25 protein-coding genes and 1 other RNA gene are annotated in these 24,066 nt (G+C 55.0%); 17 read left to right on the top strand and 9 right to left on the bottom strand.

Annotated elements, in window-relative coordinates; all coding sequences use genetic code 11:
• Nucleotides 1-2 precede the first annotated feature (2 nt).
• Complete coding sequence (gene uxaC / locus GC087_RS03085; protein WP_033739988.1) at nt 3-1,418, bottom strand: glucuronate isomerase; 1,416 nt, start codon at nt 1,416-1,418, stop codon at nt 3-5.
• Nucleotides 1,419-1,817: 399 nt separating this feature from the next.
• Between uxaC and GC087_RS03080 the strand changes: the two genes are divergently transcribed.
• The 11 genes from GC087_RS03080 to GC087_RS03030 all read left to right on the top strand — a co-directional run bounded on the left by GC087_RS03080 (nt 1,818) and on the right by GC087_RS03030 (nt 8,976).
• Nucleotides 1,818-3,122 carry an MFS transporter gene (locus tag GC087_RS03080; RefSeq protein ID WP_039341892.1) on the top strand — a complete coding sequence of 435 codons (1,305 nt, stop codon included), beginning with the start codon at nt 1,818-1,820 and terminating at the stop codon, nt 3,120-3,122.
• An 87-nt stretch (nt 3,123-3,209) separates the two neighbouring features.
• Entirely contained in the window at nt 3,210-3,986 is a 777-nt protein-coding gene (gene exuR, locus GC087_RS03075) for a transcriptional regulator ExuR (protein WP_006118304.1), read from the top strand.
• Nucleotides 3,987-4,299: 313 nt separating this feature from the next.
• Nucleotides 4,300-4,974 (top strand): DedA family protein, encoded by a 675-nt coding sequence (locus GC087_RS03070; RefSeq protein WP_006118305.1) that lies wholly within the window; start codon nt 4,300-4,302, stop codon nt 4,972-4,974.
• On the top strand, nt 4,971-5,318 hold the full coding sequence (gene mzrA, locus GC087_RS03065; RefSeq protein WP_006118306.1) for an EnvZ/OmpR regulon moderator MzrA: 348 nt from the start codon (nt 4,971-4,973) through the stop codon (nt 5,316-5,318). The genes GC087_RS03070 and mzrA overlap by 4 nt, the downstream gene beginning before the upstream one ends.
• A gap of 184 nt (nt 5,319-5,502) precedes the next feature.
• Nucleotides 5,503-5,877: a DUF1090 domain-containing protein gene (locus GC087_RS03060; RefSeq protein ID WP_033739991.1), complete on the top strand. Its 375-nt coding sequence runs from the start codon at nt 5,503-5,505 to the stop codon at nt 5,875-5,877.
• Nucleotides 5,878-5,912: 35 nt separating this feature from the next.
• Entirely contained in the window at nt 5,913-6,218 is a 306-nt protein-coding gene (locus tag GC087_RS03055; protein WP_006118308.1) for an ElaB/YgaM/YqjD family protein, read from the top strand.
• A gap of 2 nt (nt 6,219-6,220) precedes the next feature.
• Nucleotides 6,221-6,616 (top strand): phage holin family protein, encoded by a 396-nt coding sequence (locus GC087_RS03050; protein WP_006118309.1) that lies wholly within the window; start codon nt 6,221-6,223, stop codon nt 6,614-6,616.
• Nucleotides 6,616-6,900, top strand: coding sequence for a YqjK-like family protein (locus GC087_RS03045; protein WP_006118310.1), 285 nt, complete (start codon nt 6,616-6,618; stop codon nt 6,898-6,900). The genes GC087_RS03050 and GC087_RS03045 overlap by 1 nt, the downstream gene beginning before the upstream one ends.
• A 202-nt stretch (nt 6,901-7,102) precedes the next feature.
• Entirely contained in the window at nt 7,103-7,513 is a 411-nt protein-coding gene (locus GC087_RS03040; RefSeq protein WP_033739992.1) for a DoxX family protein, read from the top strand.
• A gap of 174 nt (nt 7,514-7,687) precedes the next feature.
• Nucleotides 7,688-8,311 (top strand): cytochrome b/b6 domain-containing protein, encoded by a 624-nt coding sequence (locus GC087_RS03035; protein WP_054633050.1) that lies wholly within the window; start codon nt 7,688-7,690, stop codon nt 8,309-8,311.
• The gene (locus tag GC087_RS03030) at nt 8,284-8,976 is read left to right on the top strand and encodes a VIT1/CCC1 transporter family protein (RefSeq protein WP_006118313.1); all 693 of its coding nucleotides are present in this window, start codon (nt 8,284-8,286) and stop codon (nt 8,974-8,976) included. Before GC087_RS03035 ends, GC087_RS03030 begins: the two co-directional genes overlap by 28 nt.
• Before the next feature lie 26 nt (nt 8,977-9,002).
• Here the strand turns inward: GC087_RS03030 and GC087_RS03025 are convergent, their stop codons facing one another.
• Nucleotides 9,003-9,923 carry a formyltransferase family protein gene (locus tag GC087_RS03025; RefSeq protein WP_058702669.1) on the bottom strand — a complete coding sequence of 307 codons (921 nt, stop codon included), beginning with the start codon at nt 9,921-9,923 and terminating at the stop codon, nt 9,003-9,005.
• Between the two features lie 255 nt (nt 9,924-10,178).
• On the opposite strand from GC087_RS03025, the gene GC087_RS03020 reads away from it, so the two are divergent.
• On the top strand, nt 10,179-11,153 hold the full coding sequence (locus GC087_RS03020; protein ID WP_006118315.1) for a glutathione S-transferase family protein: 975 nt from the start codon (nt 10,179-10,181) through the stop codon (nt 11,151-11,153).
• A 58-nt stretch (nt 11,154-11,211) separates the two neighbouring features.
• Here GC087_RS03020 and tdcC read toward each other — a convergent pair whose 3' ends face one another.
• From tdcC to rsmI, 5 genes are all read right to left on the bottom strand, one after another.
• Nucleotides 11,212-12,540, bottom strand: coding sequence for a threonine/serine transporter TdcC (gene tdcC / locus GC087_RS03015; protein WP_039341878.1), 1,329 nt, complete (start codon nt 12,538-12,540; stop codon nt 11,212-11,214).
• 10 nt (nt 12,541-12,550) lie between these two features.
• The gene (locus GC087_RS03010) at nt 12,551-12,697 is read right to left on the bottom strand and encodes a hypothetical protein (RefSeq protein ID WP_155550063.1); all 147 of its coding nucleotides are present in this window, start codon (nt 12,695-12,697) and stop codon (nt 12,551-12,553) included.
• Nucleotides 12,698-13,128: 431 nt separating this feature from the next.
• Nucleotides 13,129-14,739 (bottom strand): OpgD/OpgG family glucan biosynthesis protein, encoded by a 1,611-nt coding sequence (locus GC087_RS03005; RefSeq protein ID WP_324029583.1) that lies wholly within the window; start codon nt 14,737-14,739, stop codon nt 13,129-13,131.
• 449 nt (nt 14,740-15,188) lie between these two features.
• Nucleotides 15,189-15,564: RNase P RNA component class A (gene rnpB / locus GC087_RS03000), an RNA gene on the bottom strand.
• A gap of 54 nt (nt 15,565-15,618) precedes the next feature.
• Nucleotides 15,619-16,479 (bottom strand): 16S rRNA (cytidine(1402)-2'-O)-methyltransferase, encoded by an 861-nt coding sequence (rsmI, locus tag GC087_RS02995; protein ID WP_006118319.1) that lies wholly within the window; start codon nt 16,477-16,479, stop codon nt 15,619-15,621.
• 62 nt (nt 16,480-16,541) lie between these two features.
• On the opposite strand from rsmI, the gene GC087_RS02990 reads away from it, so the two are divergent.
• Genes GC087_RS02990 through dolP form a run of 4 tightly spaced genes read left to right on the top strand, consistent with a single transcriptional unit; the run spans nt 16,542 to nt 20,123 of the window.
• Entirely contained in the window at nt 16,542-18,581 is a 2,040-nt protein-coding gene (locus tag GC087_RS02990) for a penicillin-binding protein activator (protein WP_324029581.1), read from the top strand.
• Entirely contained in the window at nt 18,539-18,934 is a 396-nt protein-coding gene (locus GC087_RS02985) for a YraN family protein (protein WP_324029579.1), read from the top strand. The genes GC087_RS02990 and GC087_RS02985 overlap by 43 nt, the downstream gene beginning before the upstream one ends.
• Nucleotides 18,935-18,948: 14 nt before the next feature.
• Nucleotides 18,949-19,536: a DnaA initiator-associating protein DiaA gene (diaA, locus tag GC087_RS02980; RefSeq protein ID WP_006118322.1), complete on the top strand. Its 588-nt coding sequence runs from the start codon at nt 18,949-18,951 to the stop codon at nt 19,534-19,536.
• A gap of 14 nt (nt 19,537-19,550) precedes the next feature.
• Nucleotides 19,551-20,123, top strand: coding sequence for a division/outer membrane stress-associated lipid-binding lipoprotein (gene dolP / locus GC087_RS02975; protein WP_006118323.1), 573 nt, complete (start codon nt 19,551-19,553; stop codon nt 20,121-20,123).
• 203 nt (nt 20,124-20,326) lie between these two features.
• On the opposite strand, the gene GC087_RS02970 is transcribed toward dolP, so the two are convergent.
• Nucleotides 20,327-21,031, bottom strand: a complete 705-nt coding sequence (locus GC087_RS02970) for a pirin family protein (protein WP_164482607.1) — start codon at nt 21,029-21,031, stop codon at nt 20,327-20,329.
• A 129-nt stretch (nt 21,032-21,160) separates the two neighbouring features.
• Here GC087_RS02970 and GC087_RS02965 point away from each other — a divergent pair, with 129 nt between their 5' ends.
• Entirely contained in the window at nt 21,161-22,060 is a 900-nt protein-coding gene (locus GC087_RS02965; RefSeq protein ID WP_033739998.1) for a LysR family transcriptional regulator, read from the top strand.
• A gap of 38 nt (nt 22,061-22,098) precedes the next feature.
• Here the strand turns inward: GC087_RS02965 and GC087_RS02960 are convergent, their stop codons facing one another.
• Nucleotides 22,099-24,012, bottom strand: a complete 1,914-nt coding sequence (locus tag GC087_RS02960) for a BglG family transcription antiterminator (RefSeq protein WP_324029577.1) — start codon at nt 24,010-24,012, stop codon at nt 22,099-22,101.
• Nucleotides 24,013-24,066: the final 54 nt, after the last annotated feature.

Raw genomic sequence — 24,066 nt, 5'->3', positions numbered from 1 at the left:
CATCAGGCTCCCAGCTCAATGCCAAAATAGTCGCGCGCATTGTTAAAGCAGATGTTTTGCACCATCTGTCCTAACAAGGCTTCATCGGCCGGGGCTTCGCCGTGATCCACCCAACGACCAATCATCTGACACAGCAGACGACGGAAATACTCGTGGCGGGTATACGAGAGGAAGCTTCGGCTGTCGGTTAACATGCCCACGAAACGGCTCAGCAGACCGATTTGGGCCAGCTGCGTCATCTGACGTTGCATGCCATCCAGTTGATCGTTAAACCACCAGGCGGAGCCAAACTGCATTTTCCCGGCCTGGCCTTCTCCCTGGAAGTTGCCGGCCATAGTTGCCAGCACTTCGTTGTCACGCGGATTCAGGCAATAAAGGACCGTTTTAGGCAGCGCATTATTGAGGTTTTGCGCACCCAGCAAACGAGCCAGCGGTTCTGCCACAGGCTGATCGTTAATGGAGTCAAAACCGACGTCCGCGCCTAACAGCTGGAACTGGCGCTGATTGGTATTGCGTAACGCACCAATGTGGTATTGCTGCACCCATCCGCGACGGGCGTACTCGCCGCCCAGCCAGACCAGCACCGCCGTTTTGAACTGGGCAATCGCCTGCGCATCGGGTTTGGCACCACTGCGACGGTGCGCCAGAATCCTGTCCAGCGTCGTTTCATCGGCCTCGGCATAACACACGACATCCAGCGCATGATCGGAAATCTTACAGCCGTGTGCGGCAAAGTGGTCCAGCCGTTTACTGAGCGCCTGACGCAAATCATCGAAGCGTTGCACGCTGACATCGGTAAGGCTTTCCAGCTTTTCAATCCACGGCAGGAAGGTGTCCGCTTCGATGTTGAACGCTTTATCCGGACGCCAGCTTGGCAGCACCTTAACGTTGAAACTGCCGTCTTCGGCGATCGCACGATGGTGCACCAGATCGTCCAGCGGATCGTCGGTGGTGCCGACCATTTTCACATTCATCTGCTGCATGATACCGCGCGCGGTGAAAGCGTCCTGAGCCAGCAGATCGTTACAGCGCTGCCAGATCTCATCCGCCGTTTTTTCTGACAACAGGACGCCGGTAATCCCGAACGGGCGACGCAGCTCCAGGTGCGTCCAATGGTAAAGCGGGTTGCCGATGGTGTGCGGTACGGTCCGTGCCCAGGCATTAAATTTCTCGCGATCGCTGGCATCACCGGTGCACAGCGCCTCAGCCACGCCGTTTGCCCGCATCGCGCGCCATTTATAGTGATCCCCTTTCAGCCAGATATCGTAGAGATTGGCAAAACGGTAGTTTTCAGCGATCTGTTGCGGCGGTAAATGGCAGTGATAGTCGTAGACAGGCTGGTCTTTGGCGTAGTCGTGGTAAAGACGACGGGCGAACTCTGTGTCCAGCAAAAAATCCTCGGTCATGAAACGCGACATAAAAAGCTTCCTTATGGGATACACCCTGAATGGCTCAAAGTTATCATACCAATTTTCACTGACTGCCGTTTTTTTTACGACTCAGGTCACATTTAAGCGAGATTTTTCCCCCGAAAAGCGACCTTTTTGCCGCCGGCAGCGCGCTAACTGGCTGTGTTCTCATCTGTTTGCAGTATCCCACATGCGATTACGGGTTTTTGTGATGGCTTTCAACTTTTAAAGTTGTATAACAAGTTAGTCTCTCGCTTTACCGCAAGGTAACAAACTTCTGACATAAGGCAAGGCAGATAACGGTCGCTCAGGCAGGGCCGGCGGGCGTGAGCAGAGCTGTATCACGAGATGTCCCGCTCCAGATAACAACAGCGGTTTGACCGCATACACAACTGGAAGAGGTACAGAATGCGTAAGATCAAAGGATTACGCTGGTATATGATTGGCCTGGTGACGCTGGGGACGGTACTGGGTTATCTGACGCGTAACACTATTGCCGTAGCAGCGCCAACCTTACAGACCGAGCTGCACATCACCACCCAGCAATACTCGTACATTGTGGCGGCGTACTCCGCCTGCTATACCGTGATGCAGCCCGTTGCGGGTTATGTGCTCGACCTGCTAGGCACCAAAGTCGGTTATGCGGTCTTTGCCGTACTGTGGGCCACATTCTGCGCCGCGACCGCGCTGGCAGGCAGCTGGGGCGGACTGGCCCTGGCGCGTGGCGCTGTCGGTGCCGCCGAGGCAGCCATGATCCCCGCCGGGCTCAAAGCCAGTAGCGAATGGTTCCCGGCAAAAGAGCGCTCCGTCGCAGTGGGCTACTTCAATGTGGGCTCATCCATTGGTGCCATGGTCGCGCCTCCGCTGGTCGTGTGGGCTATTGTGGCGCACAGCTGGCAAATGGCGTTTATCATCGCAGGCGTACTGAGCATGATTTGGGCGCTGTGCTGGCTGGTGTTCTACAAGCATCCTAAGCAGCAAAACAAGCTGAGCGACGAAGAACGTAACTACATCATTTCAGGTCAGGAATTGCAGCATCAGACAGGTAACACGACCAAAATGTCGGCACTGCAGATCCTGCGTAACCGCCAGTTCTGGGGCATTGCGCTGCCGCGTTTCCTGGCCGAACCTGCGTGGGGCACCTTTAACGCCTGGATCCCGCTGTTTATGTTTAAGGTTTACGGTTTCAACCTGAAAGAGATCGCGCTATTTGCCTGGATGCCCATGCTGTTTGCTGACTTTGGCTGTATTCTGGGTGGCTACCTGCCCCCGCTGTTTCAACGCTGGTTTGGCGTAAACCTGATCGTGTCGCGCAAAATGGTGGTCACAATGGGCGCGATATTGATGATAGGCCCGGGCACCATTGGTTTGTTCACCAGCCCGTACGTTGCCATCGCGTTGTTATGTGTTGGCGGCTTTGCCCATCAGGCACTCTCTGGCGCGTTGATTACGCTCTCTTCTGACGTTTTTGGCCGTAATGAAGTGGCCACCGCCAATGGTTTAACCGGTATGGCGGCCTGGACAGCCAGCACGCTGTTTGCGCTGGTGGTTGGCGCGCTGGCAGATACGTTAGGTTTCAGTCCCCTGTTCGCTGCGCTGGCCGTGTTTGATTTGCTGGGCGCCATCGTCATCTGGACCGTCCTGAAAAATCAACCGGTGTCGGAACTGCAGACGCCACATTCGCCTTCTCAGGCTGCGCCCGTTCGCAGCTAATCTCCCGGGCTGGCCTGCGCCAGCCCTTTTCTTCAGTTACAGCAAAGTGGTATAACAACTTATCTGCTTGTTACTTTGGATCGTGCTATGGACCTCACCGAATCGCGTCGACTTTATCAACAACTGGCCAGCGAATTAAAACGGCGCATTGAAAATGGCGTTTATCAGGTGGGAGACAAGCTGCCCGCAGAGCGTCTGATTGCCGAAGAAATGCAGGTCAGTCGCACAGTGGTCCGCGAAGCCATCATCATGCTGGAAGTAGAAGGCTATGTTGAGGTACGCAAAGGCTCGGGTATTCATGTGATAGCCAGCCAGCAGCAAACCCGTGTGGCTGAGTCCAGCAGTCAGTTGGAGTTCGCCACCTTTGGTCCCTTTGAACTCCTTCAGGCGCGTCAGCTGATTGAAAGTAATGTCGCCGAATTCGCCGCCACGCAGGTAACGCGTCAGGATATTGTCGACCTGATGGCGATTCAGGAGAAAGCCCGTCAGGAGGACCATTTCAGGGACTCAGAATGGGATATGCACTTCCATGTTCGTATTGCGCAGTCCACGCAGAACAGTGCCCTCGCGGCCATTGTCGAAAAAATGTGGCTGCACCGGTTACACAATCCCTACTGGCTCAAACTGCACGAGCATATCGATCAGCGCAGTATTCTCAGCTGGTGTGACGATCACGATCAGATTCTTAAAGCACTCATCCGCAAAGATCCTGCCGCCAGTAAGCTGGCAATGTGGCAACATCTCGAAAATACTAAGCAGATGTTATTTAACGCCACCGCCGACGATTTTGAATTTAATGTCGACCGCTACATGTTCAGCGAAAATCCGGTTGTCTTACCTGATGCCGATACGATTCAGCGCTAATCTGACCTAAAAACAGTCAGTTAATCTGCAATAGTGTCAGAACATGTAAAACTCCTTTTTACATCGTAATGGAGAGGGTAAAACTCCTGTTCGTTTAGGAGTAGTTCTGTCTCCGAAGCTGGATTTTTGTTACAGTTATCACCCTTTTCTTACCTTTTGCGTTAAGGGCTTATCAAATCGCTGATTTAACAATCAGTTCTGGAAGGATCCAGACATGCATGCTCAGACGGTCACCCCAGAATTTATAACTAACTGTCAGTCTGCGCTTTAGTCCCTGTGGGACATGTTCAACGATGATGTTCGGGAATGATTGATGGAAATTTTGCAAGCGCTGCTGCATGCCTTATGGCAACAGGATTATGAAACGCTTTCTGATCCAACACTGGTGTGGGCGATTTACGGCGTTTTATTCATGATTCTTTTTCTGGAAAACGGTTTACTGCCTGCCGCTTTCCTTCCCGGGGACAGTCTGCTGATTCTGGTTGGCGTGCTGATTGCCAAGGGGACAATGAGCTTCCCGCTGACGATCCTGGTCTTAACAACAGGTGCCAGCCTTGGCTGCTGGGTCAGCTATATTCAGGGCCGATGGCTCGGCAATACGCCCACCGTACAAAACTGGTTATCGCACCTTCCCGCCCGCTATCATCAGCGGGCCCATAATCTGTTTCATCGCCACGGATTATCCGCCTTACTGGTTGGCCGTTTTATCGCCTTTGTCCGCACCTTACTGCCCACGATTGCCGGTCTGTCCGGTTTAAGTAATGCCCGTTTCCAGTTTTTTAACTGGATGAGTGGCTTCCTGTGGGTGGTGATTCTGACCGTTCTGGGCTTCGCGCTGGGTAAAACCCCTATTTTTCGGCGTTATGAAGATGAGCTGATGTTCTTTCTGATGATGCTGCCGCTGGTGTTACTGGTGGTGGGATTAATCGGTTCGCTGGTTGTTCTCTGGCGCAAGCGCCGTGCAAATCAGCGGGGGACCGGCTTATGAAAACATTACAGGCCATACCTAAACACTGGCGGCCTTGGTTGATTGGCGGTGCATTCGCGCTGATTGCGATAAGCCTGGTGCCAGGTCTGATGCGCCACGAAAATGTGGTACAGATTCGTGTTTCGCACGCGGGAGCCCCGATGCCGGACGGCTTTTATTTATACCAACAGTTGAGCGCGCAAGGTATTCGCATCAAAAGCATCACACCCGCAGGTGATGCGCTGGTTATTCATTTCGACAATGAAGAGCAGAGCCTGGCCGCGCAAAAAGTGTTGCGTCGCTTGCTGCCTGAGGGCTTTATCGTCGCGCAACACGATCAATCGCCTCACCTCTCTCTCGCCTGATGCGCGTTTCTTTATACGTTCAGCGTTTATCGACTGCGCGCTGAACGTTTCCCCGTATATCGGTGATCTTTGGACTTTTTCCACCTGATGTCTATGCTTAAACTAAGGCGGGTTTCAACGCACACCGTGAAGCGGTTGCGCCGCGTTGATGTAAATCAGGCAACAATGGAAGGTACTACGCCTAATGAAAAATAAATTACTGCTGGGCATCGTGTTGTTTTCGCTTTCAGGTTCATTGATGGCGGCGGAATCGCTGTGCCAGCAAAAAGAACAGGACATACAGCACGAAATTGAGATGGCGAAGAAGCATAACAATCAGCGCCGGGTAAACGGCCTTGAGCGCGCCCTTACTGAGGTGCGCGCGGGCTGCACGGACAAAAAGCTGAAAGCTTCACATCTGGAAAAAATCAACGCGCAGAAACAGAAAGTGGCTGAGCGTGAACGCGAACTCAAGGAAGAGCGCGATGAAGGTCATGATAAGGACAAGATAGCAAAACGCGAACATAAGCTGGAAGAAGCACGCCAGGAGCTTAAGAAGTTACAGGCGGAGCCCTATTAATCGGATTCACTCTACTGATGTTAAAGGAGTATTTTATGTCTAAAGACACATCATCGGAACATTTGCGTGCTGAGCTGAAAAACCTGGCGGATACGCTGGAAGAAGTGCTGAGCAGCGGCACAGAAAAATCGAAAAGTGAACTGGATAAACTGCGTCATAAAGCGCGCGTGGCGCTGGACAGCTCCCGCGAGCGTTTAGGTGAATCCGGCGAGCGCCTGGCAGCCACTACGCGCGAAGCGGCACAAAAAGCAGACGGTTATGTACGTGATAACCCGTGGCATGGTGTCGGTATTGGCGCGGCGATCGGTGTCGCTATCGGTATGCTGATCTCGCGTCGTTAACCATGACCGATTCACAGCAGAACCACGGACCAGCTAAAGGGGTGATCACGATTGGTCAGCGTATCGTTACGACGCTGGTCAGTATGGTCGAAACACGCGTTCGTCTGGCAGTGGCAGAGCTGGAAGAAGAAAAGGCCAATCTGATACAGATGTTGTTGATGCTTGGCCTGACGATGCTTTTTACTGCTTTTGGCCTGATGAGCCTGATGGTGCTGATTATCTGGGCAGTCGATGCGCAGTACCGTCTTATGGCGATAGCCATCACCACCGGCGTACTGTTCCTGCTGGCGTTGATTTTTGGGCTCTGGACACTGCGTAAATCACGCCAGTCGACGCTGCTGCGTCATACGCGTAAAGAGCTGGCCAACGATCGTGATTTGCTTGAGGATAACCGCTAATGAGCCGCCGCGAACGTGAAGCGCGTATAGAAGAGTTGCTTAAACAGGTTCAGCAACAGCGCCTTGATCTCAGCGCGGCGCGGCGTGGCTGGCTCGAAATCACGGCACCTTACGACCGTGGCTGGTTTACCTTTTTGAGCCTTAAACGCTATCTGGCCATTGGCAGCAGCGCGTTAGCGATTTACTCCATCCGCAGTCCCAACCGCCTGTTACGCTGGGCCAAGCGCGGCTTTGGCCTGTGGAGCACCTGGCGCATGGTTAAGTCAACCTTCCCCCCGCGCTGACATCACCAGGCCAGTCCATTGTGACTGGCTTTTTCTTTTGTCAGATTTACTGAATAACATCGACAGTTTATATCGCTTACAACTGTCACGCCTCGCGACTATCATCTCCAGCTATCAGCCCAGCGGTTTGCTATCAGGCGGCCAACGGGAATATTCACTGCGGGCATTCCTGCCTTGCAAACTTATAGCGTTGGAGTAGATGATGAAAAAATTCGAAGACAGTGGTTTGTTGGCCGCCCGTATCCTGATGACCATTCTGTTTATCACCGCAGGCTGGGGCAAAATTACCGGTTATGCAGGTACACAGCACTACATGGAAGCGATGGGCGTCCCCGGCTTCATGTTGCCACTGGTTATCCTGCTGGAGTTTGGCGGCGGTCTGGCGATCATGTTTGGCTTCCTGACCCGTTTCACCGCGCTGTTCACCGCGGGCTTCACGATTCTGACCGCCTTCCTGTTTCACAGTAACTTTGCCGAAGGCGTGAACCAGCTGATGTTTATGAAAAACCTGTCTATCGCTGGCGGTTTCCTGGTGTTGGGTCTGGTTGGACCGGGCGCGTACAGCATCGATCGCCTGATCAGTAAAAAGCCACAGGGTGTTCTGGCGCGCTAATTCACCGCCAGCAATCCCGCTTTAGCTGAACGCACCGGCTGCTTTTTCCGGTGCGTTTTGCTTTTTTGCTGCCTGCCGTCTCGCCGCTTCTCCGGTACCGCGGAGAAACGCTTAAGGTAAGCCTAATCTACGCATGAAAATATAGTGTCCTGTTCTTTTCATTTCAGGATTACTATGAACATGTCTTACAGGCAGTGGCTCCCTCATCACGATGCGCCTTTTTTTCGACGGCTCCATCTCTTCGTTGCCGTCCTCATCCTTTCCCAGATCATCAATTCCGGTTTCACCGAACGTGAAGCGCTGGGCGGGCACAGTCTGGAAACGGTGATCACCTGGTTTCATATCCTGTCTGGCCTGTTACTGATTGTCGCCGGATTCGCTATGCTGATCTGGATGCGCATGCAGCGCGGCTTACACTGGTACTTTTCGTGGCTGACGCTGGATTTCCGCGGTATTCGGGACGATCTCGCCTGTCTGGCGCGCATGAAATTACCCGACGCGCACAGTGGCGGCATCGCTGCCACCGTACAGGGGCTGGGCGTTAGCGCGTTGCTTGTGGTGGCCTGCTCAGGCGCGCTATGGTTTTTACTTAACAGCACATCGTTCGCGTCGCCGGGTCTGACGCATGCAGTGCTGCACTGGCACAGGTTCCTGACCACGTTTGTCGAAATCTATTTCTACAGCCACGGTGCAATGGGCGTGCTGCATATTCTGCTTTCGCACGATGAAAATAAGCGTACCCGTCGGGTCGCTGATCACAGGGATAACGAATGCAACACAGTGAAACGCATAAAATAGAACACGCAGGCTGGCTGCGCGCGGCCGTTCTGGGGGCTAATGACGGGATTGTCTCAACCGCGAGCCTGCTGGCAGGCGTGGTGTCAGCCAGTAGTGCCCCCCACACGGTGTTGCTCGCCGGGCTGGCGGGAATCGTCGGCGGCGCGATGTCGATGGCCACGGGAGAATATGTCTCCGTGTCTTCACAGTCAGATAGCGAACAGGCCTCTCTGCAGCAAGAAAAAGCCGAGCTGGAGGCTGACTTTGCGGCGGAAACCGTTGAACTGACGGCGATTTACCAGGCGCGCGGGCTGTCTGCTGACCTGGCTCATCAGGTAGCAGAGCAACTGATGGCCCATGATGCCCTGGCCGCACATGCCCGGGACGAGCTGGGCATTACCGACTTCAGCAGCGCGAAACCTCTTCAGGCCGCGCTGTTTTCCGCTATCAGCTTTGCCTCCGGCAGCGTGCTGCCTTTTGCTGTCGCCCTGCTCATTACCGGGCCCTTCGCCCTGCCCGCGATTGCATTGTCGGCCCTGCTGGCGCTGGCACTACTGGGTGCCCTGGCAGCTAAAGCGGGCGATGCGCCCGTACGCAAAAGTATCATGCGCATCTGCTTCTGGAGCCTGCTGGCAATGAGCTTTTCGGCGACCGTCGGCTACCTTACGGGTCAGGTACTGGGCTAGCCGCATAAGGCCGTCCACGAGCCCCATCAGGCCTTCACGGGCTGGCCCACCACCAGCCCAAGCTGACTGGCCAGAACCCGGCCTGAAACAGATTCACCGTCCGGGCCCTGCCCTTGCAGGATTTCGAGTTGCCCTTGTCCACAGCGAATGATCAGGGGCGATAGTGATACAACCTCACCCACACGCCCGCTGTTATCGCCGTTCATCACCCGGGTTTGCCAGACGGTAAACCTTTGCGTGCGGGTAAAGCTGAACGCCCCCGGCCAGGGAAAGTCCAGCGCCCGAACCAGATTGTGGATATTGACGGCACTGTCCTGCCAGTGTATCTCGCCGTCCTCGGGTTTGCGGCTGCCCCAGCAGCTGGCGGCCCGTTCATCCTGCGGTGTTTCTGTCAGCTCGCCCGCCACCAGCGCCTTAAGCCAGCCCGGCAACATCTTGCCCGTCGTTGCCACTAAGCGCGTATGCAAGGCCAGAGCATTATCTTCCGGCAGAATATCCACCGCCTGCTGCGCCAGTATGGGACCGGCATCTGGCCGTTTAATCATGCGGTGCAGCGTAACACCTGTACGGGTTTCGCCCTTGATAATGACCCAGTTGAGATGGGCGCGGCCACGGTAGGCTGGCAGCAGCGCGGCATGAACGTTATAGGCGCCTTTTGTTACCGAAGACAGGATGGCCTCGCTCAGGACCTGACGGTAGGAGAAGCAGAACAGGTAGTCCGCGTCGAAACTGGCAATACGGGCCTGCCACTCGGCGGTATTCACCTCCTCGGTGATGAATACCGGAATAGCGTGACGACGCGCCAGCTCAGCAACGGAACCATAAAATGGTGTGGCGTTGCCGGGATCGGCATGGGTAAACAACGCACTGATACTGAATCCGGCATCCAGCAGCGCCTGTAATCCGGTACAGGCCATTTCATGGTATCCAAAGACGACGGCTTTCATTGCACTTTCCTTTTTCTCCGCCTCTCCGCACGGACAGGCTGGTGGAATGAGATGCCTGGGGCAGGCAGAATGTCCGACATCATAAAGGAATCGTTACCGGTTTACGTCATCAACCCTTCTCTCAGTGAGAGGCCGTTAAGACGATGGCACAAAATGTCTGACGCCATGCGCGCACAACGCTGTCGCAGTCGCGCATCACCACCTATGGTTAATCAGACGAGAACATTTCATTGCACGACAGAGAGTGGAGACAAGATGGGCCAGTTAATTGATGGTGTCTGGCATGACACCTGGTATGACACAAAATCAACCGGCGGGCGTTTTAAGCGCTCGGAATCCGCATGGCGCAGTTGGGTCACGCCGGATGGCAGCGCCGGCCCGAGTGGCAACGCCGGGTTTGCGGCAGAGCGCGATCGCTATCATCTTTATGTATCGCTTGCCTGTCCCTGGGCACACCGTACCTTGCTGATGCGTCAGTTAAAAGGGCTGGAGAACATGATCGATGTGTCAGTCGTGCATCCGCTGATGCTGGAAAATGGCTGGACCTTCGATGACAGCTTCCCGGCGGCAACCGGTGACAAGCTGCATCAAAATGAATTTCTTTATCAGCTCTATCTGCACGCGGATAAGGACTACACCGGTCGGGTGACCGTGCCCGTGTTATGGGATAAGCAGCAGAATACCATCGTCAGTAATGAATCTGCCGATATCATTCGCATGTTTAACAGCGCCTTCGACGGCGTGGGCGCACGTGCGGGCGACTATTATCCGCCGGCACTGCGCGACAAGATTGATGACCTCAACGGCTGGATTTACGACACGGTCAATAATGGCGTGTATAAGGCGGGGTTTGCCACGTCACAGGCGGCTTATGATGAAGCGGTTACGGCACTCTTTCAGTCGCTGTCCCGTCTGGAACAGATCCTGGGCCAGCACCGTTATCTGACCGGCGACACGTTGACCGAGGCGGATTTACGTTTATGGACTACGCTGGTGCGCTTCGATCCGGTCTACGTCACCCACTTTAAATGTGACCGTCACCGTATCAGTGACTACCTGAATCTGAGCGGTTTCCTGCGGGATATTTACCAGATGCCTGGCATTGCTGAGACCGTGAATCTGGCCCATATTCGCCATCACTACTACTGCAGCCATAAAACCATCAACCCGCACGGCGTAATCTCTGTCGGCCCGGCGTTCAACTGGGATGAACCTCACGGTCGCGGTTAACAGGATGACGCAGACCTGACATGGGGGACATGTCAGGTCAAAACGGCTGCGCGGCCCGTCAGAAAAACTTGTACGCAATATTCAAAATCGTCAGCACGCCAATCGCGCTCACGAAAACGTTGTCAGCACGGCCTTTATATTTCGCCAGCGCCGGAACCCTGCGGATAGCAAACATCGGTAACAGGCACAGCAGCGAGGCGATAATGGGCGCACCCATCGCCTCGATCAGGTCAAGAATATTGGGATTGAGATACGCCACCAGCCAGGTGGACCCCATAATAAAGACCATACTTACGGTGTTCAGCTTACGATGGGACACGGCGTCTTTATCACCGTGGTAGCGGAACTTGATGATTAACCCATTCAGCCCTTCCAGCGTGCCCAGATAGTGTCCAAAGAAGGATTTAAAAATCGCGACCAGGGCGATGACCGACGCGCTGTATTCCAGCACCGTGGAAAAGGTAGACTTTTCACCCGCCATACTGGAGAAGTGATTCGCCAGATAAGACAGCACAGGAATATTTTGTGCCCTGGCATCCGCCATGTCCTGCGGCGACAAGGTAAACAGACAGCTAAAGGCAAAGAACATGACCACTGCCACCATCAGGATGCTGGCGCGGGAGATAATCTGACTGCACTTGTTTTCTGTGTAGGTCCGGCCCATTTCCGGCTCGTACTCCTCCCGTTTCGACACCACGAAAGAAGACACAATGGGCGAGAAGTTAAACGAGAACACCATGATAGAAATGCCAAGCCATACCGTGACGAGAATGCCATCATGCCCGGTAAAGGCCAGATCGTTCAGGTGAACCTGATCGATAACGGCGCGATTCCAGTACGGGATGAGCGACAGTGAAATCAGCACCAGACTGGCAATAAACGGAAACACCAGCCAGCTCATCACTTTGACCATCAAATCTTTACCAAACCCAATCACAAACGCCATCAGCAGCAGCAGACACAGCGCGACGACGCCACGATTAAGTGCGGGCAACAGTAGCTGATATTGCCAGAACGCCATAAACGTGTTGGTGATGGTGACGCCATAAATCCATAACAGCGGGCAAATGGCAAAAAAGTAGAGGAAGGTGATGACCACGCCGCCGGTTTTACCGAAATGTTCTTCTACGGTATCGGTAATATTACCCGATACGTTACTGCCGGACAGGCACAGGCGCGCCAGTGCCCTGTGGCAGAAAAAGGCAATCGGATACGCCAGCACTAACATAATCAGAATGGGGATCAGGCCGCCATAGCCCGCTCTGATAGGAAAGAAAAGGACCCCGGCTCCAATGGCGGTACCAAAAAGTCCCAGTGTCCATGTGGTATCGGACTGACGCCAGATCGACGCTTTTTCCCGGTTGAGAATATTTTCAGAATTACTCATAACTTATCCTTTATGCGTCAGCGAGACCCGAAACCCGGGACAAATCAATATTGCCGCCAGAGAGCGTGTAAACGGTTTTCCGCCCCTGAATGTCATGGTCCACGTTGCCGCTGAGCGACGCAGCGCAGGCTAACGCACTGACGCTTTCCGTAACCATCTGGTTTCGCTGAGTCTTTTCAATCAAACACTTACGAATGTCGCCTTCACTTAGTCACCCCTTCTGATCGACCTGTTCGTTCATAACCGCGAAGGTGAGTTCACCCGAACAGGCGACATCGCGGCCATCCGCAAGGGTACCCGAGTACAACAATGGGGCGTCATGGTACCAGCAAAAATGGAGGCTGCCATACCGTCAGGATCAACAGATTGCGCACCGTTGACGGTAAACGCTGGATTCCTTGATCTCAGGGCAGCCACCCTACCGGCCCTCCGTCCATGGCGAAACCGACACCGAAAAGTTCGTCAGGCATCGCCAGACCGATGGCACCCTGCCCGGCAATACTGGGCATTTTCTTGCCAGCAGGGATAAAAACAGGGAATGAGTGCGCGAAAAAAACGCCCACTGGGTGAGTGGGCGTGATGAGGATATTACTTCTTGTCGCAGGCGACCGGCCAGGGCTTCGCGGGGGAGTTAAACGGATGGTACTGATAACACCAGGTTTCAGATACCACGTTTTCCTGCGCTTTCAGATAAAGCTTCAGCTCCACCGGGTCACCGTCCCCCGCCACCAAATCAAACTGCGCCAGCCAGTTGCCGGAGCCATCAGGCAGCTTAGAGACCAGCACGTTCTCAAACGTCCCGCGCGAGGCCGACAGCACGGCTTCCGGCGCAACGCCTGACGGCAGGTGATTCAGGTTGCCACCGTGGAATTCAACGGTGAATTTACGACTGTCATGCGGACGGTCAGATCCCGGCACGCCGCCGCGTCCCAGTCGGGTCGCACCACAGCGCGCCAACGTTGAGGGATAAGGTTCATCGGACAGCCAGTGCAGCCGGTAATGGAAATAATGTTCATCACCCGCTTTGGCTGGCGCATCCGGCACCCACATGGCGACGATATTGTCGTAGATTTCGTCATTGGTCGGTATTTCCACCAGTTGTACCGATCCTTTGCCCCATTTCCCTAGCGGTTCGACCCACAGGTCCGGGCGACGCTCGTAGTGCGCAGCATCCAGGTAGCTGTCGAAATTCCTGTCTTTCTGCAGTAATCCAAAGCCTCGCGGATTCTCGTCGTGGAAGCTTGAGGTGACCACACGCAACGGATTGTTCAGCGGTCGCCAGAGATGTTCACCGCTGCCGGTCCACATTGCCAGACCATCGGAGTCATGCACTTCGGGACGCCAGTCTGTCGCAGCCCCCTTGACCGTTTTTGAGAACCAGTACATGGACGTCAGAGGCGCGATGCCGAAACGCTGAATATCCTTACGCAGGAAAAGCGTGCATTCCACGTCCTGCACCACGCCTTTGCCACGATGCAGGATAAACTTGTAGGCACCCGTTATGCTCGGCCCGTTGAGCAGGGCATAGACCGTGAGGTTTTTGCTGTCATCTTTCGGCGCTTCGAACCAGAAATCCGTGAAATCAGGAAACTCTTCATCCACACCGGGCTGGACGGTATTCAGGGCAATACCGCGAGCGGACAAACCAAACTGCCCTAATTCACCAATAGCGCGGAAATAGGACGCCCCCATAAAGGAAATCCAGTCATTTTGGGGATTGGTTTTTAACGCGTCCTGGCTTGCCAGCACTCTGAAACCCGAAAATACGTTTCCTTCCAGCGCCGGCAACCTGACGCTTTTATCCGTCGTGGTGAAGTAATCAATATTTTGAATGATTTCGCGCGCAGCGTTATTTTCCACTACGTGCATTTTCACCGGCATGCGGTGCAGGCCGTTAACCATGAAAAAGGTGACAGGAAACCGCCCGGCATTTTTGAACAGGGCATATTCCGGTTTGTACACGGTCTTCATGTAGGCGTCATAGGTGATGTTGGACAACAATGACGGATCGAATTCGGTGGGGTTTTCGTAAGGTTTGGCTGCCAGCGCTTTAGCCCGGGCAATCAATGTCTGAAAATTAAATGTTTCGCTGTTACCCAGTTTGAGCACACCTGCTGCCATCGCGCCGGGAGAAATGCCTAAAGCAGATAAGGCAGCAAACGCCCCGGAATACGTTAATAAATCCCTTCTTGTAACCATGATCCACCTGTTTTTTTAATCTTCATTCAATGAATGCGTGCCCAATGGGGCAAAACGTAAAATCAGTGACGTCTGGCGAGCTGCCTTCAACTATAGACGAGAGAAACCGTTGCCTCCCAAACAGATGGCAAGCCATCATGTAACACATCGGATGAGCGTATAGGGCATTGGCGAGAAATTGCATGGGATTTGCCTGAGAAACACGCCCTCTTGCAACCGACCGCTTATTTCCCCGATCAAAGGGTATAGCCCGGACGCCCGCACAGAACCGCCCTGCCGCATTTTTTTACCACGGCATCGTGAAACCATCCTGTATGACTCGCGCCTGGTAACAGTGGCTCCCGTGGCAACGTCGTGCGCGTCTTTCCCCTGTGCCTGATGGAGACAGCAAAGCCTGCATAGCTGCGCCATAAAGCAAAAACCCCGCTTGCGCGGGGTTTGCATGAATAAGTCGAAACTGACCGATAAGCCGGGTTCTGTCGTGGACAGTCATTCATCTAGGCCAGTAATCGCTTACTGGCTCAAGCAGCCTACCCGGGTTCAGTACGGGCCGTACCATGTGAACCCCTATTTGGCCTTGCTCCGGGTGGAGTTTACCGTGCCACGGACTGTTACCAGCCGCGCGGTGCGCTCTTACCGCACCCTTTCACCCTTACCTGATCCCATTGCTGGGCCATCGGCGGTTTGCTCTCTGTTGCACTGGTCGTGGGTTGCCCCCCCAGGCGTTACCTGGCACCCTGCCCTATGGAGCCCGGACTTTCCTCCCCTTTGCCCGTCTCCCTCAGAGAGGGACGACGACAAAGCGGCGACTGTCTGGTCAGCTTCGGCGCGCATTATAGAGCGTTTAGCCGGCGCTGTCACGCAGGCAAAACAGGATGCTTACGCCTGCTGATCCAGCGCATATTTATAGAGGGCGTTCTTTTTCACCCCATGGATCTCCGCTGTCAGGGCGGCCGCTTTCTTTAGAGGCAATTCCTGCTGTAACAGGGCCAGTGTGCGCAAGGCCTCCGCTGGCAAAGCCTCTTCATCAGGCTGGTGGCCTTCCACAATCAGCACCATCTCACCTTTGCGGCGATTTTCATCCTCTTTGACCCAGGCCAGCAGTTCCGCCACGGGCGCACCATTGAGATTTTCCCAGGTTTTAGTCAGCTCGCGCGCCAGCACGACATAACGATCGGCACCCAGCTCGGTCACCATGTCCTGCAGGCTGTCTAACAGACGGTGGGTCGACTCATAAAAAATTAAGGTGCGTGGCTCGTCGGCAAGGGCCCGCAGCGCATCACAGCGTGCCTTGGTTTTGGCTGGCAGAAACCCTTCGTAACAGAAACGATCAGACGGCAATCCCGCTGCGCTTAATGCTGTAATCGCTGCACAGGCACCCGGTAAAGGAACGATGCGAATACCGGCCTCCCGGCAGCGGCGAACCAGGTGGTAACCGGGATCGTTGATCAACGGCGTGCCAGCATCAGAAACCAGAGCTATGCTTTCTCCCTGTTGCAGCCTGGCGAGCAGGATGTCTGCTTTCTGCTGTTCGTTGTGGTCATGAAGTGCGAAGAGTCGCGCATTGATGGCGAAATGTTGTAGCAACAGTCCGGTATGACGTGTATCTTCCGCTGCGACCAGATCGACGCTGGAAAGTACCGCTAGCGCCCGCTGGGTAATGTCAGCCAAATTACCTATTGGGGTTGGCACGATGTAAAGCGTGCTGGCGGAAATGTCTGCCCGATCGAGTTGTTTCATTGTTTCATCCGAATTGCCGATTTAATATTGAGCATCTTGAAAAAAACATCACTGGATACAGTATGCTTCCTTCAAAAATCGTTCGTCATAAAGCAGGACGCTTTGTGCCTGTCCTTCTTGCTGGTCTGATTTTAGCCGCGTGTAGTGGCCAGGGTCCCAAAAGCCAGTCCGTAGACATTCAGGGGCCAGCCACCAATAATTCTGCTTACTATCTGCAACAGGTGCAGCAAAGCAGCGATGATAGCAAGACCGACTGGCAATTACTCGCAATCCGCGCCTTGTTAAAAGAGGGAAAATATCCTCAGGCCGACCAGGCGATTGGCGAACTGCCTAATCAACTGTCCTCAACACAGCAGCAGGAATTACGCTTGCTGAAAGCCCAGTCGCTGATTGGACAGCAAAAAGTGGCTGACGCGCAGCAACTGTTGAGCCAGGTGAAAACCAGTGAACTGTCTCAGGATCAACTGGCGCGCTACTACGATTTGCAGATCGCCAGCGCACAGGGGAAAACCTCTCTGGCCCTGCTCCGTGCCTACATTGCCCAGGAACCGTTGCTGAAGGGTGACGCACGTCAGAAGAACATTGATGCAACCTGGCAGGCACTGACGCAACTGTCACAGCAAGACATGAACGCGCTGGTCATCAATGCCGATGAAAACATTCTGCAGGGCTGGCTGGATCTGCTGACCGCCTGGCACGCCAATGCGCAGGATGCCAACATGCTTAAGTCGGCCATTAAAGACTGGCAGACGCGCTATCCCGACAATCCCGCGTCCAAAACCTTGCCGACGCAGCTGAGCCAGGTGCAGAACTTCACCAAAGCGTCCACCAGCACCATCGCGCTGCTGCTGCCACTCAACGGTCAGGCTCAGATGTTTGCCAGCGCCATCCAGAAAGGCTTCAACGACGCGAAGAACGGTGTTATCCCGGCGGCACCTCAGGCAACGCCGGGCAGCGCACAGGATCCCATCGCGATGAATCAGCAGCAGCCTGCTGATGCCAACGCGGTTGTCAGCCCCTCAGCCACCCCTGCGGCAACAACGCAGACGGGCACGGCGCAGCAACCTGCCACGACCGCTCAGCAGCCTCAACAGCAGCAACAGCCGTCGGCGCAACCGGCCAGTAATGCGCAGGTTAAAGTCTATGACACCAGCAGCCAGCCCATCGCCCAGGTGATGCAGCAGGCGCAACAGGATGGCGCGACACTGGTCGTCGGCCCGCTGTTGAAAAACAACGTCGAAACCGTCGCCAACAGCCAGACACCGTTGAACGTTCTGGCCCTGAATGAGCCGGAACACATCCAGAACCATCCCAATATGTGCTACTTTGCGCTGTCGCCAGAAGATGAAGCGCGCGATGCGGCTCACCATATCTGGGATCAGGGTAAGCGCCAGCCACTGCTGTTGCTCCCGCGTAATGGCCTGGGCGATCGCGTCGCAACGGCCTTTGCGAAAGAGTGGCAGTCACTGGGCGGTGGCACCGTGCTCCAGCAGCGTTTCGGTTCGGTTTCAGAGCTTAAGCAGGGCATCAACAGCGGTGCAGGAATTAGCATGAGCGGGACGCCGGTGGTTATCCCTTCTGCGTCCCAACCGCAGAACGTGTCCGTTGCAGGGCTGACTATACCGGCCCCCCAAACCAGCGCACCGGCAGCCAGCGAATCGGGTGCGGTAGATGCGGCCTATATCGTGTCGACGCAGGATGAACTGCAGCTGATTAAACCGATGATCAGCATGCGCACCGGCAGCCGCAGTAATGTCGCGCTCTACGCCAGTTCCCGTAGTGCTCAGGCTGGCGCAGGCCCGGATTTCCGTCTGGAAATGGAAGGCCTGCAGTACAGCGATATCCCTCTGCTGTCCGGCGCCAATCCAGGCCTGATGCAGCAGGCCGCCCGGTCGTTTAACAACGATTATTCACTGGTGCGCCTGTATGCCATGGGGATGGATGCCTGGACGCTGGCTAACCACTTCAATCAGATGCGTCAGGTGCCTGGCTTCTCTCTTGATGGCAATACCGGCAAGCTCAGCGCGACGCCTGATTGCGTGATCAACAGGAAGTTGACATGGAACCAGTATCGTCAGGGCAATATCGTACCGGCCAGCTAAACCGCCGCCGTACAGGTGCCGAATATGAACAACGCGCCCGCCGCTATCTTGAGCGGGCGGGGTTAACATGGGTCGCCAGCAATGTGTACTATCGCGCAGGTGAACTTGACCTGATAATGCGAGACAACCAATGCTGGGTGTTTGTCGAAGTGCGTTACCGCCGTAACGCACGATTTGGCGGCAGTCTGGCCAGCATTACCCGACAGAAACAACACAAGCTGCTGCGTGTTGCCTCTCTCTGGCTGGCGCAACGCGGCGGCAGTTTTGAAACAGTGAATTGCCGTTTCGACATCATCGCCATTACAGGCCCGGCGCTCGAATGGTTGCCCAATGCCTTTAATGCAGACGTTTAGAACCAGGTGGTCGTGTGCAGGAAAGAATTAAAGCGTGTTTTACTGAAAGTATCCAAACTCAAATCGCTGCGGCTGAGGCATTACCTGATGCCATCTCACGTGCAGCAATGACCATGGTGCAGTCCCTTCTCAACGGTAACAAGATACTGAGTTGCGGTAACGGCGCATCATCCGCCAACGCACAGCATTTTGCCGCCAGCATGATCAATCGTTTTGAAACCGAACGCCCCAGCCTGCCTGCGCTGGCTTTAAGTGCGGATAACGTCATGCTGACTGCGATCAGTAATGACCGCCTGCATGATGAGATTTATGCCAAGCAGGTGCGCGCCCTCGGGCAAAACGGTGATGTGCTGCTCGCCATCTCGACCCGCGGCAATACGCGTGACATCGTCAAGGCTGTCGAGGCCGCCGTCACGCGCGATATGACGATCGTTGCGCTTACCGGTTATGATGGGGGAGAATTAGCCGGATTGCTGGGACCGCAGGATGTGGAAATTCGTATTCCTTCACATCGCAGTGCTCGCATTCAGGAGATGCATATGTTAACACTCAACTGTTTGTGCGATCTGATTGATAACACCTTGTTTCCCCACCAGGAATGACGGAAGGAGCACCCATGAAAGCATTGAACGCTGTAGCCATTGTTTTAACCGCCATGCTGCTGCAAGGCTGCGTCGCGGTGGTGGCCGGTAGTGCCGCTGTCGCGACCAAAACCGCCACCGATCCCCGCTCTGTGGGCACGCAGGTTGATGATGGCACGCTGGAGTTACGCGTCAGCAATGCGCTGGCTAAAGATCAGCAAATCAAAACCGATGCCCGCGTCATTGCCACCGCCTACCAGGGCAAGGTTCTGTTGACCGGCCAGGCACCGAATCAGGAAGTCGCTAACCGCGCGAAACAGATCGCCATGGGCGTTGACGGTGCCACCGAAGTTTATAACGAGATTCGGATTGGGCCGAAAGTCAGCCTGGGTACGTCCTCCGCTGACACCTGGATCACCACGAAGATCCGCTCGCAGCTGCTGGGCAGCGATCAGGTGAAATCATCAAGCGTGAAGGTGACCACTGAAAACGGTGAGGTGTTCCTGTTGGGTCTGGTCACGCCGGAAGAAGCGAAAGCCGCTGCGGATATTGCCAGCCGGGTAAGCGGGGTGAAACACGTCACCACGGCCTTTACCATGGTGAAATAACGCGGAGGTCGGGGTGGTCTTGCCTGCCTGAATCGCGCGAATAAAAAAGCCGTCCCCTTTCAGGGACGGCTTTTCTCGTTTCTGGCGTCTGATCCCATGACCAGGCTGACGCAAACCACTTCGCCCTTCGCTGTCGGCTATCCGTCTCTGCGCGGATATCCACTGTTGTGATACCGCCACAACGCCACGCCAGCAGAAGCGCGTCAGACAGGGATATCGATTACCAGCGCCCGCGTCGGTGTGAGGGCAGCCAGCCACAGTTGCTGCTCTTCCTGCAAAAACGCGCCATCACCACAGCCGAGCGTTTCCTGATGTGATGCCCCTGCAGAGGCTTCAAGCGAACCATGGATCGACTGCAGATAGGCGCGCGCGCCATGCAGCGGCACCAGATGCTGCTCGCCAGCCGCCAGCTCAAGCTGGTGGATCCAGACCTGCTGACGCAGTTGCAAGCTGTTGTCGCGGCCATCCGGCGAAGCCACCAGTTGCGAGCACGTTCCTGCGGTCAGGCTGATTTTCTGCATACGCGGGTTTTCCCGTTCCGGGCAGGCCGCCAGCCAGAGCTGCATGCGGGTCAGTGAGCGCTCTTTACTGGGATTCAGTTCACTGTAGCTCACGCCCGGCTGGGCAGAGAGCAGCAGTGCCTCACCTTCACCGACGGTAATGTGATTGCCTTCGCTGTCGCGGTACTCCGCTTCACCCTGCAGGACAATATTCAACACGTCCACCTGAGGATAGGTGCGCGGCTGAAACGCCGCGCCGGGTGCCAGCACTTCCTGGTTCAAAACACGTAAAGCGGCATAACCCATTAATTTGGGATCGAAATAGTGGCCAAAAGAGAAACTATAGCGTGCCTGTAGCCAGCCATAATCAGCCTGACCACAATCGGATGCACTGCGTGTGGTTATCATTGTTTACCTCCTGCATCCGTCGGCAAGAATCGACGACGGGTATGATTCCCTTATGGTAAAAGTCTGGACGCCGGATTGTTAGCCAGTTAATCTGCCGGGCATATTCAAATTTCCTGACAGAGAACCAGGATGGCAAAAGACCGTGCGTTAACCCTTGAAGCTTTACGTGTGATGGATGCTATCGATCGCCGGGGCAGTTTTGCCGCCGCCGCCGATGAGTTAGGGCGCGTGCCCTCGGCACTCAGTTACACCATGCAGAAACTGGAAGAGGAGCTGGATGTGGTGCTGTTTGACCGCTCTGGCCATCGCACAAAGTTTACGAATGTCGGACGCATGCTGCTTGAGCGCGGTCGGGTGTTGCTGGAAGCCGCTGACAAACTCACGACCGATGCCGAAGCGCTGGCGCGCGGTTGGGAAACGCAGTTGACCATCGTGACCGAAGCCCTTGTCCCTACCGATGCGCTGTTCCCGCTGGTTACAAAGCTGGCTGACAAGGCTAACACCCAGATATCCATTATGACAGAAGTGCTGGCAGGTGCCTGGGAAAGGCTGGAACAGGGGCGTGCAGATATCGTTATCGCACCGGATATGCACTTTCGCGCCTCAACTGAGATCAATACCCGCAAACTCTACAGCATCGTCAGCGTTTATGTCGCCAGCCCTGACCATCCTATTCATAACGAACCCGAGCCGCTTTCAGAGGTCACCCGGGTAAAATATCGGGGGATTGCCGTGGCCGATACCGCACGCGAAAGGCCGGTGTTGACCGTACAGCTGCTGGATAAACAGCAACGTCTGACCGTCAGTACGATGGACGATAAGCGGCGTGCGCTTCTGGCCGGTTTAGGCGTGGCGACCATGCCCTATAACATGGTAGAGCAGGATATCGCGGAGGGGCGGTTACGGGTCGTCAGCCCGGAATATTCTCGCGAGGTGGACATCATAATGGCCTGGCGTCGTGACAGTATGGGCGAAGCGAAAGCATGGTGCCTGCGCGAAATCCCCCGCCTGTTAGCAAAGAAACACTGATAACGGGCTGGACGCTATCCAGCCCACCTTGCCCCCACTTACAGCCGACTCAGGCAGTCCAGCGCCACGGTTTTAAAACTGCTGAAGTCAGTGCTGTCGCGCAGGCGCGTCATCGCCCGCTCACGCATAAACGTGACGAAAAGGTCATAAATTGCCATGGCTTCTTCATACTCGCTTTTACTGATTGCCAGCAGAAAAATCACGTAAGCCGTATCGTCGCCCCACGGAATACCCTGTGGAGCCAGCACGGTGTAGACGACCGTTTCCCGGGCCATGAGCCCCAGCGAGTGCGGTAGCGCAATGCCCTCGCCCAGCATGGTACTGACAATGGCTTCGCGTTCCTCCACGGATGCAAAGAAAGCCTCATCCACCACACCTTCATCCTCAAGCTGATCGCACAATAACCGGAACAGATCCGACTGGCTCATGGGCGCATCAACAATCCGAAAATGCCGGGCATCAAAAAATTTCTCCAACATATAGGGACGGGTACGATCCACCAGCACCAGCTTACCAATCTGCTCCATCTGGAATTCGGTCGGGAACGGCGCCACCACCACCACCGGTTTTTCTTTTTCGCTGACCCGCGCGGTAGAGATGACAAAGTCTTCTTCGATGCGCTGACGTGCTTCGTATTCGCGCTGAGACAGACACTGGGTTACCTGCAACTGGGGATAGTTTCGCAGCAGCATCGCTTCAATCATGCGCAGCGTGGAATTCCCGCTGTCGCACACCAGCAGCACCTGAGGGCGACGTTGATAGCCCACATTGTAATGGCGCTCCAGCCCGACGCCAATATGCAGCACCAGGAAGCCAATTTCATTCTCACTGATGACGTAAGGCGAATATTTGCCCCAACTGGAAACCGCCGCCAGCGTTACGTCATAGGCCATCGGATAGTGCTGCTTGATATTACTTAACAGGGGATTGGGAATATGGATCTGATAACGCACCCGCGTGATCATGGTTTTAATATGGGTGAGCAGATCGGCACGCAACTGAGGATCGTTCTGCAGATCGTAATAGTAGTGTGTGTTAATAAAGCTGAGCAGATAGTCGACCAGCGCATCCGCGTCATCCGCATTGATCGTGCTGGGTGCGCTGTCCTGAATGCGCCGGGCAGCGATATTAACCTGTAGCCAGCTCTCCTCCGCCGGCGAAACGGGCTTGCCGATAAGCGGCAGCAGCGAATGAATCAGGGTTTGTGCCGCGTCGCGTATCGCATCGTCCATCTGTTCCGTGTCCGCGGGATCGTTAACCGGATAACCTTCGCTGATGCGCCGGACCGCCACCGCACAGTAAAACTGTAAATAGCGTTCACCTTCGTCACTGAGACGGATATGGTGCTGGGCAAAACAGCGTTGCAGGCACGGTTCCAGACTTTCCAGCAGGCCACCTTCCAGGGATTCCGGCGTGATCAGCGGGCTGTCTGGCTGCGACTGATCGATCTCGATCAACAGATCGGTTAAGCAGGTGCGGATCGCCACCTCGCTGCCAAACAGTTTCATGCCGTGGTGCGGTTTGCTTTCAATGCTGAGTTGGTAGCGTCCGAGCCATTCACGTACGTCGGCCATGTCATTCTGCAAGGTCGCGCGGCTGACAAACCATTCTTCTGCCAGCGCTTCCAGTTTCAGCGAATAGGCGGCGGTCAGGAAGCGCACCAGCAGATAACGGATCCGCTCCTGAGAGGTACGCGGCACCCGGAGAGGGGCACGCGTTTGCTGCTGGAGAATAGTAAAACGCTGCGCGTCGGCAATTTTAAGCTGATAACCGGCCCCGCGATTCAACACAAACTGCGCGCCGTGCTTTTCCAGTAAGGCATTCAGGGCGGTGATATCCGTGCGTACGGTACGCGTTGACACGGCAAAGCGCCGGGCCAGCTCGTCCTGAGGCAAGGTTTCGTTTTTCAAAGCGTCAAACAGTTGCGCAAGGCGCTGATTAGGAAATCTCACGTCGGTTTACCTGACTGAATGGAGAAAAGAGCAACACTAACAGAGTGCAGGAAA

Source organism: Pantoea sp. JZ2 (genome assembly GCF_035191405.1).
Lineage (GTDB): Bacteria > Pseudomonadota > Gammaproteobacteria > Enterobacterales > Enterobacteriaceae > Pantoea > Pantoea stewartii.
This window is presented reverse-complemented; position numbering and strand designations above follow the sequence as displayed.

Bases quoted from the DNA above. Each gene is read 5' to 3' on its own strand.
- uxaC (WP_033739988.1), bottom strand. From the start codon at position 1,418: ATGTCGCGTTTCATGACCGAGGATTTTTTGCTGGACACAGAGTTCGCC.
- GC087_RS03080 (WP_039341892.1), top strand. From the start codon at position 1,818: ATGCGTAAGATCAAAGGATTACGCTGGTATATGATTGGCCTGGTGACG.
- exuR (WP_006118304.1), top strand. From the start codon at position 3,210: ATGGACCTCACCGAATCGCGTCGACTTTATCAACAACTGGCCAGCGAA.
- GC087_RS03070 (WP_006118305.1), top strand. From the start codon at position 4,300: ATGGAAATTTTGCAAGCGCTGCTGCATGCCTTATGGCAACAGGATTAT.
- mzrA (WP_006118306.1), top strand. From the start codon at position 4,971: ATGAAAACATTACAGGCCATACCTAAACACTGGCGGCCTTGGTTGATT.
- GC087_RS03060 (WP_033739991.1), top strand. From the start codon at position 5,503: ATGAAAAATAAATTACTGCTGGGCATCGTGTTGTTTTCGCTTTCAGGT.
- GC087_RS03055 (WP_006118308.1), top strand. From the start codon at position 5,913: ATGTCTAAAGACACATCATCGGAACATTTGCGTGCTGAGCTGAAAAAC.
- GC087_RS03050 (WP_006118309.1), top strand. From the start codon at position 6,221: ATGACCGATTCACAGCAGAACCACGGACCAGCTAAAGGGGTGATCACG.
- GC087_RS03045 (WP_006118310.1), top strand. From the start codon at position 6,616: ATGAGCCGCCGCGAACGTGAAGCGCGTATAGAAGAGTTGCTTAAACAG.
- GC087_RS03040 (WP_033739992.1), top strand. From the start codon at position 7,103: ATGAAAAAATTCGAAGACAGTGGTTTGTTGGCCGCCCGTATCCTGATG.
- GC087_RS03035 (WP_054633050.1), top strand. From the start codon at position 7,688: ATGAACATGTCTTACAGGCAGTGGCTCCCTCATCACGATGCGCCTTTT.
- GC087_RS03030 (WP_006118313.1), top strand. From the start codon at position 8,284: ATGCAACACAGTGAAACGCATAAAATAGAACACGCAGGCTGGCTGCGC.
- GC087_RS03025 (WP_058702669.1), bottom strand. From the start codon at position 9,923: ATGAAAGCCGTCGTCTTTGGATACCATGAAATGGCCTGTACCGGATTA.
- GC087_RS03020 (WP_006118315.1), top strand. From the start codon at position 10,179: ATGGGCCAGTTAATTGATGGTGTCTGGCATGACACCTGGTATGACACA.
- tdcC (WP_039341878.1), bottom strand. From the start codon at position 12,540: ATGAGTAATTCTGAAAATATTCTCAACCGGGAAAAAGCGTCGATCTGG.
- GC087_RS03010 (WP_155550063.1), bottom strand. From the start codon at position 12,697: ATGGTTACGGAAAGCGTCAGTGCGTTAGCCTGCGCTGCGTCGCTCAGC.
- GC087_RS03005 (WP_324029583.1), bottom strand. From the start codon at position 14,739: ATGGTTACAAGAAGGGATTTATTAACGTATTCCGGGGCGTTTGCTGCC.
- rsmI (WP_006118319.1), bottom strand. From the start codon at position 16,479: ATGAAACAACTCGATCGGGCAGACATTTCCGCCAGCACGCTTTACATC.
- GC087_RS02990 (WP_324029581.1), top strand. From the start codon at position 16,542: ATGCTTCCTTCAAAAATCGTTCGTCATAAAGCAGGACGCTTTGTGCCT.
- GC087_RS02985 (WP_324029579.1), top strand. From the start codon at position 18,539: ATGGAACCAGTATCGTCAGGGCAATATCGTACCGGCCAGCTAAACCGC.
- dolP (WP_006118323.1), top strand. From the start codon at position 19,551: ATGAAAGCATTGAACGCTGTAGCCATTGTTTTAACCGCCATGCTGCTG.
- GC087_RS02970 (WP_164482607.1), bottom strand. From the start codon at position 21,031: ATGATAACCACACGCAGTGCATCCGATTGTGGTCAGGCTGATTATGGC.
- GC087_RS02965 (WP_033739998.1), top strand. From the start codon at position 21,161: ATGGCAAAAGACCGTGCGTTAACCCTTGAAGCTTTACGTGTGATGGAT.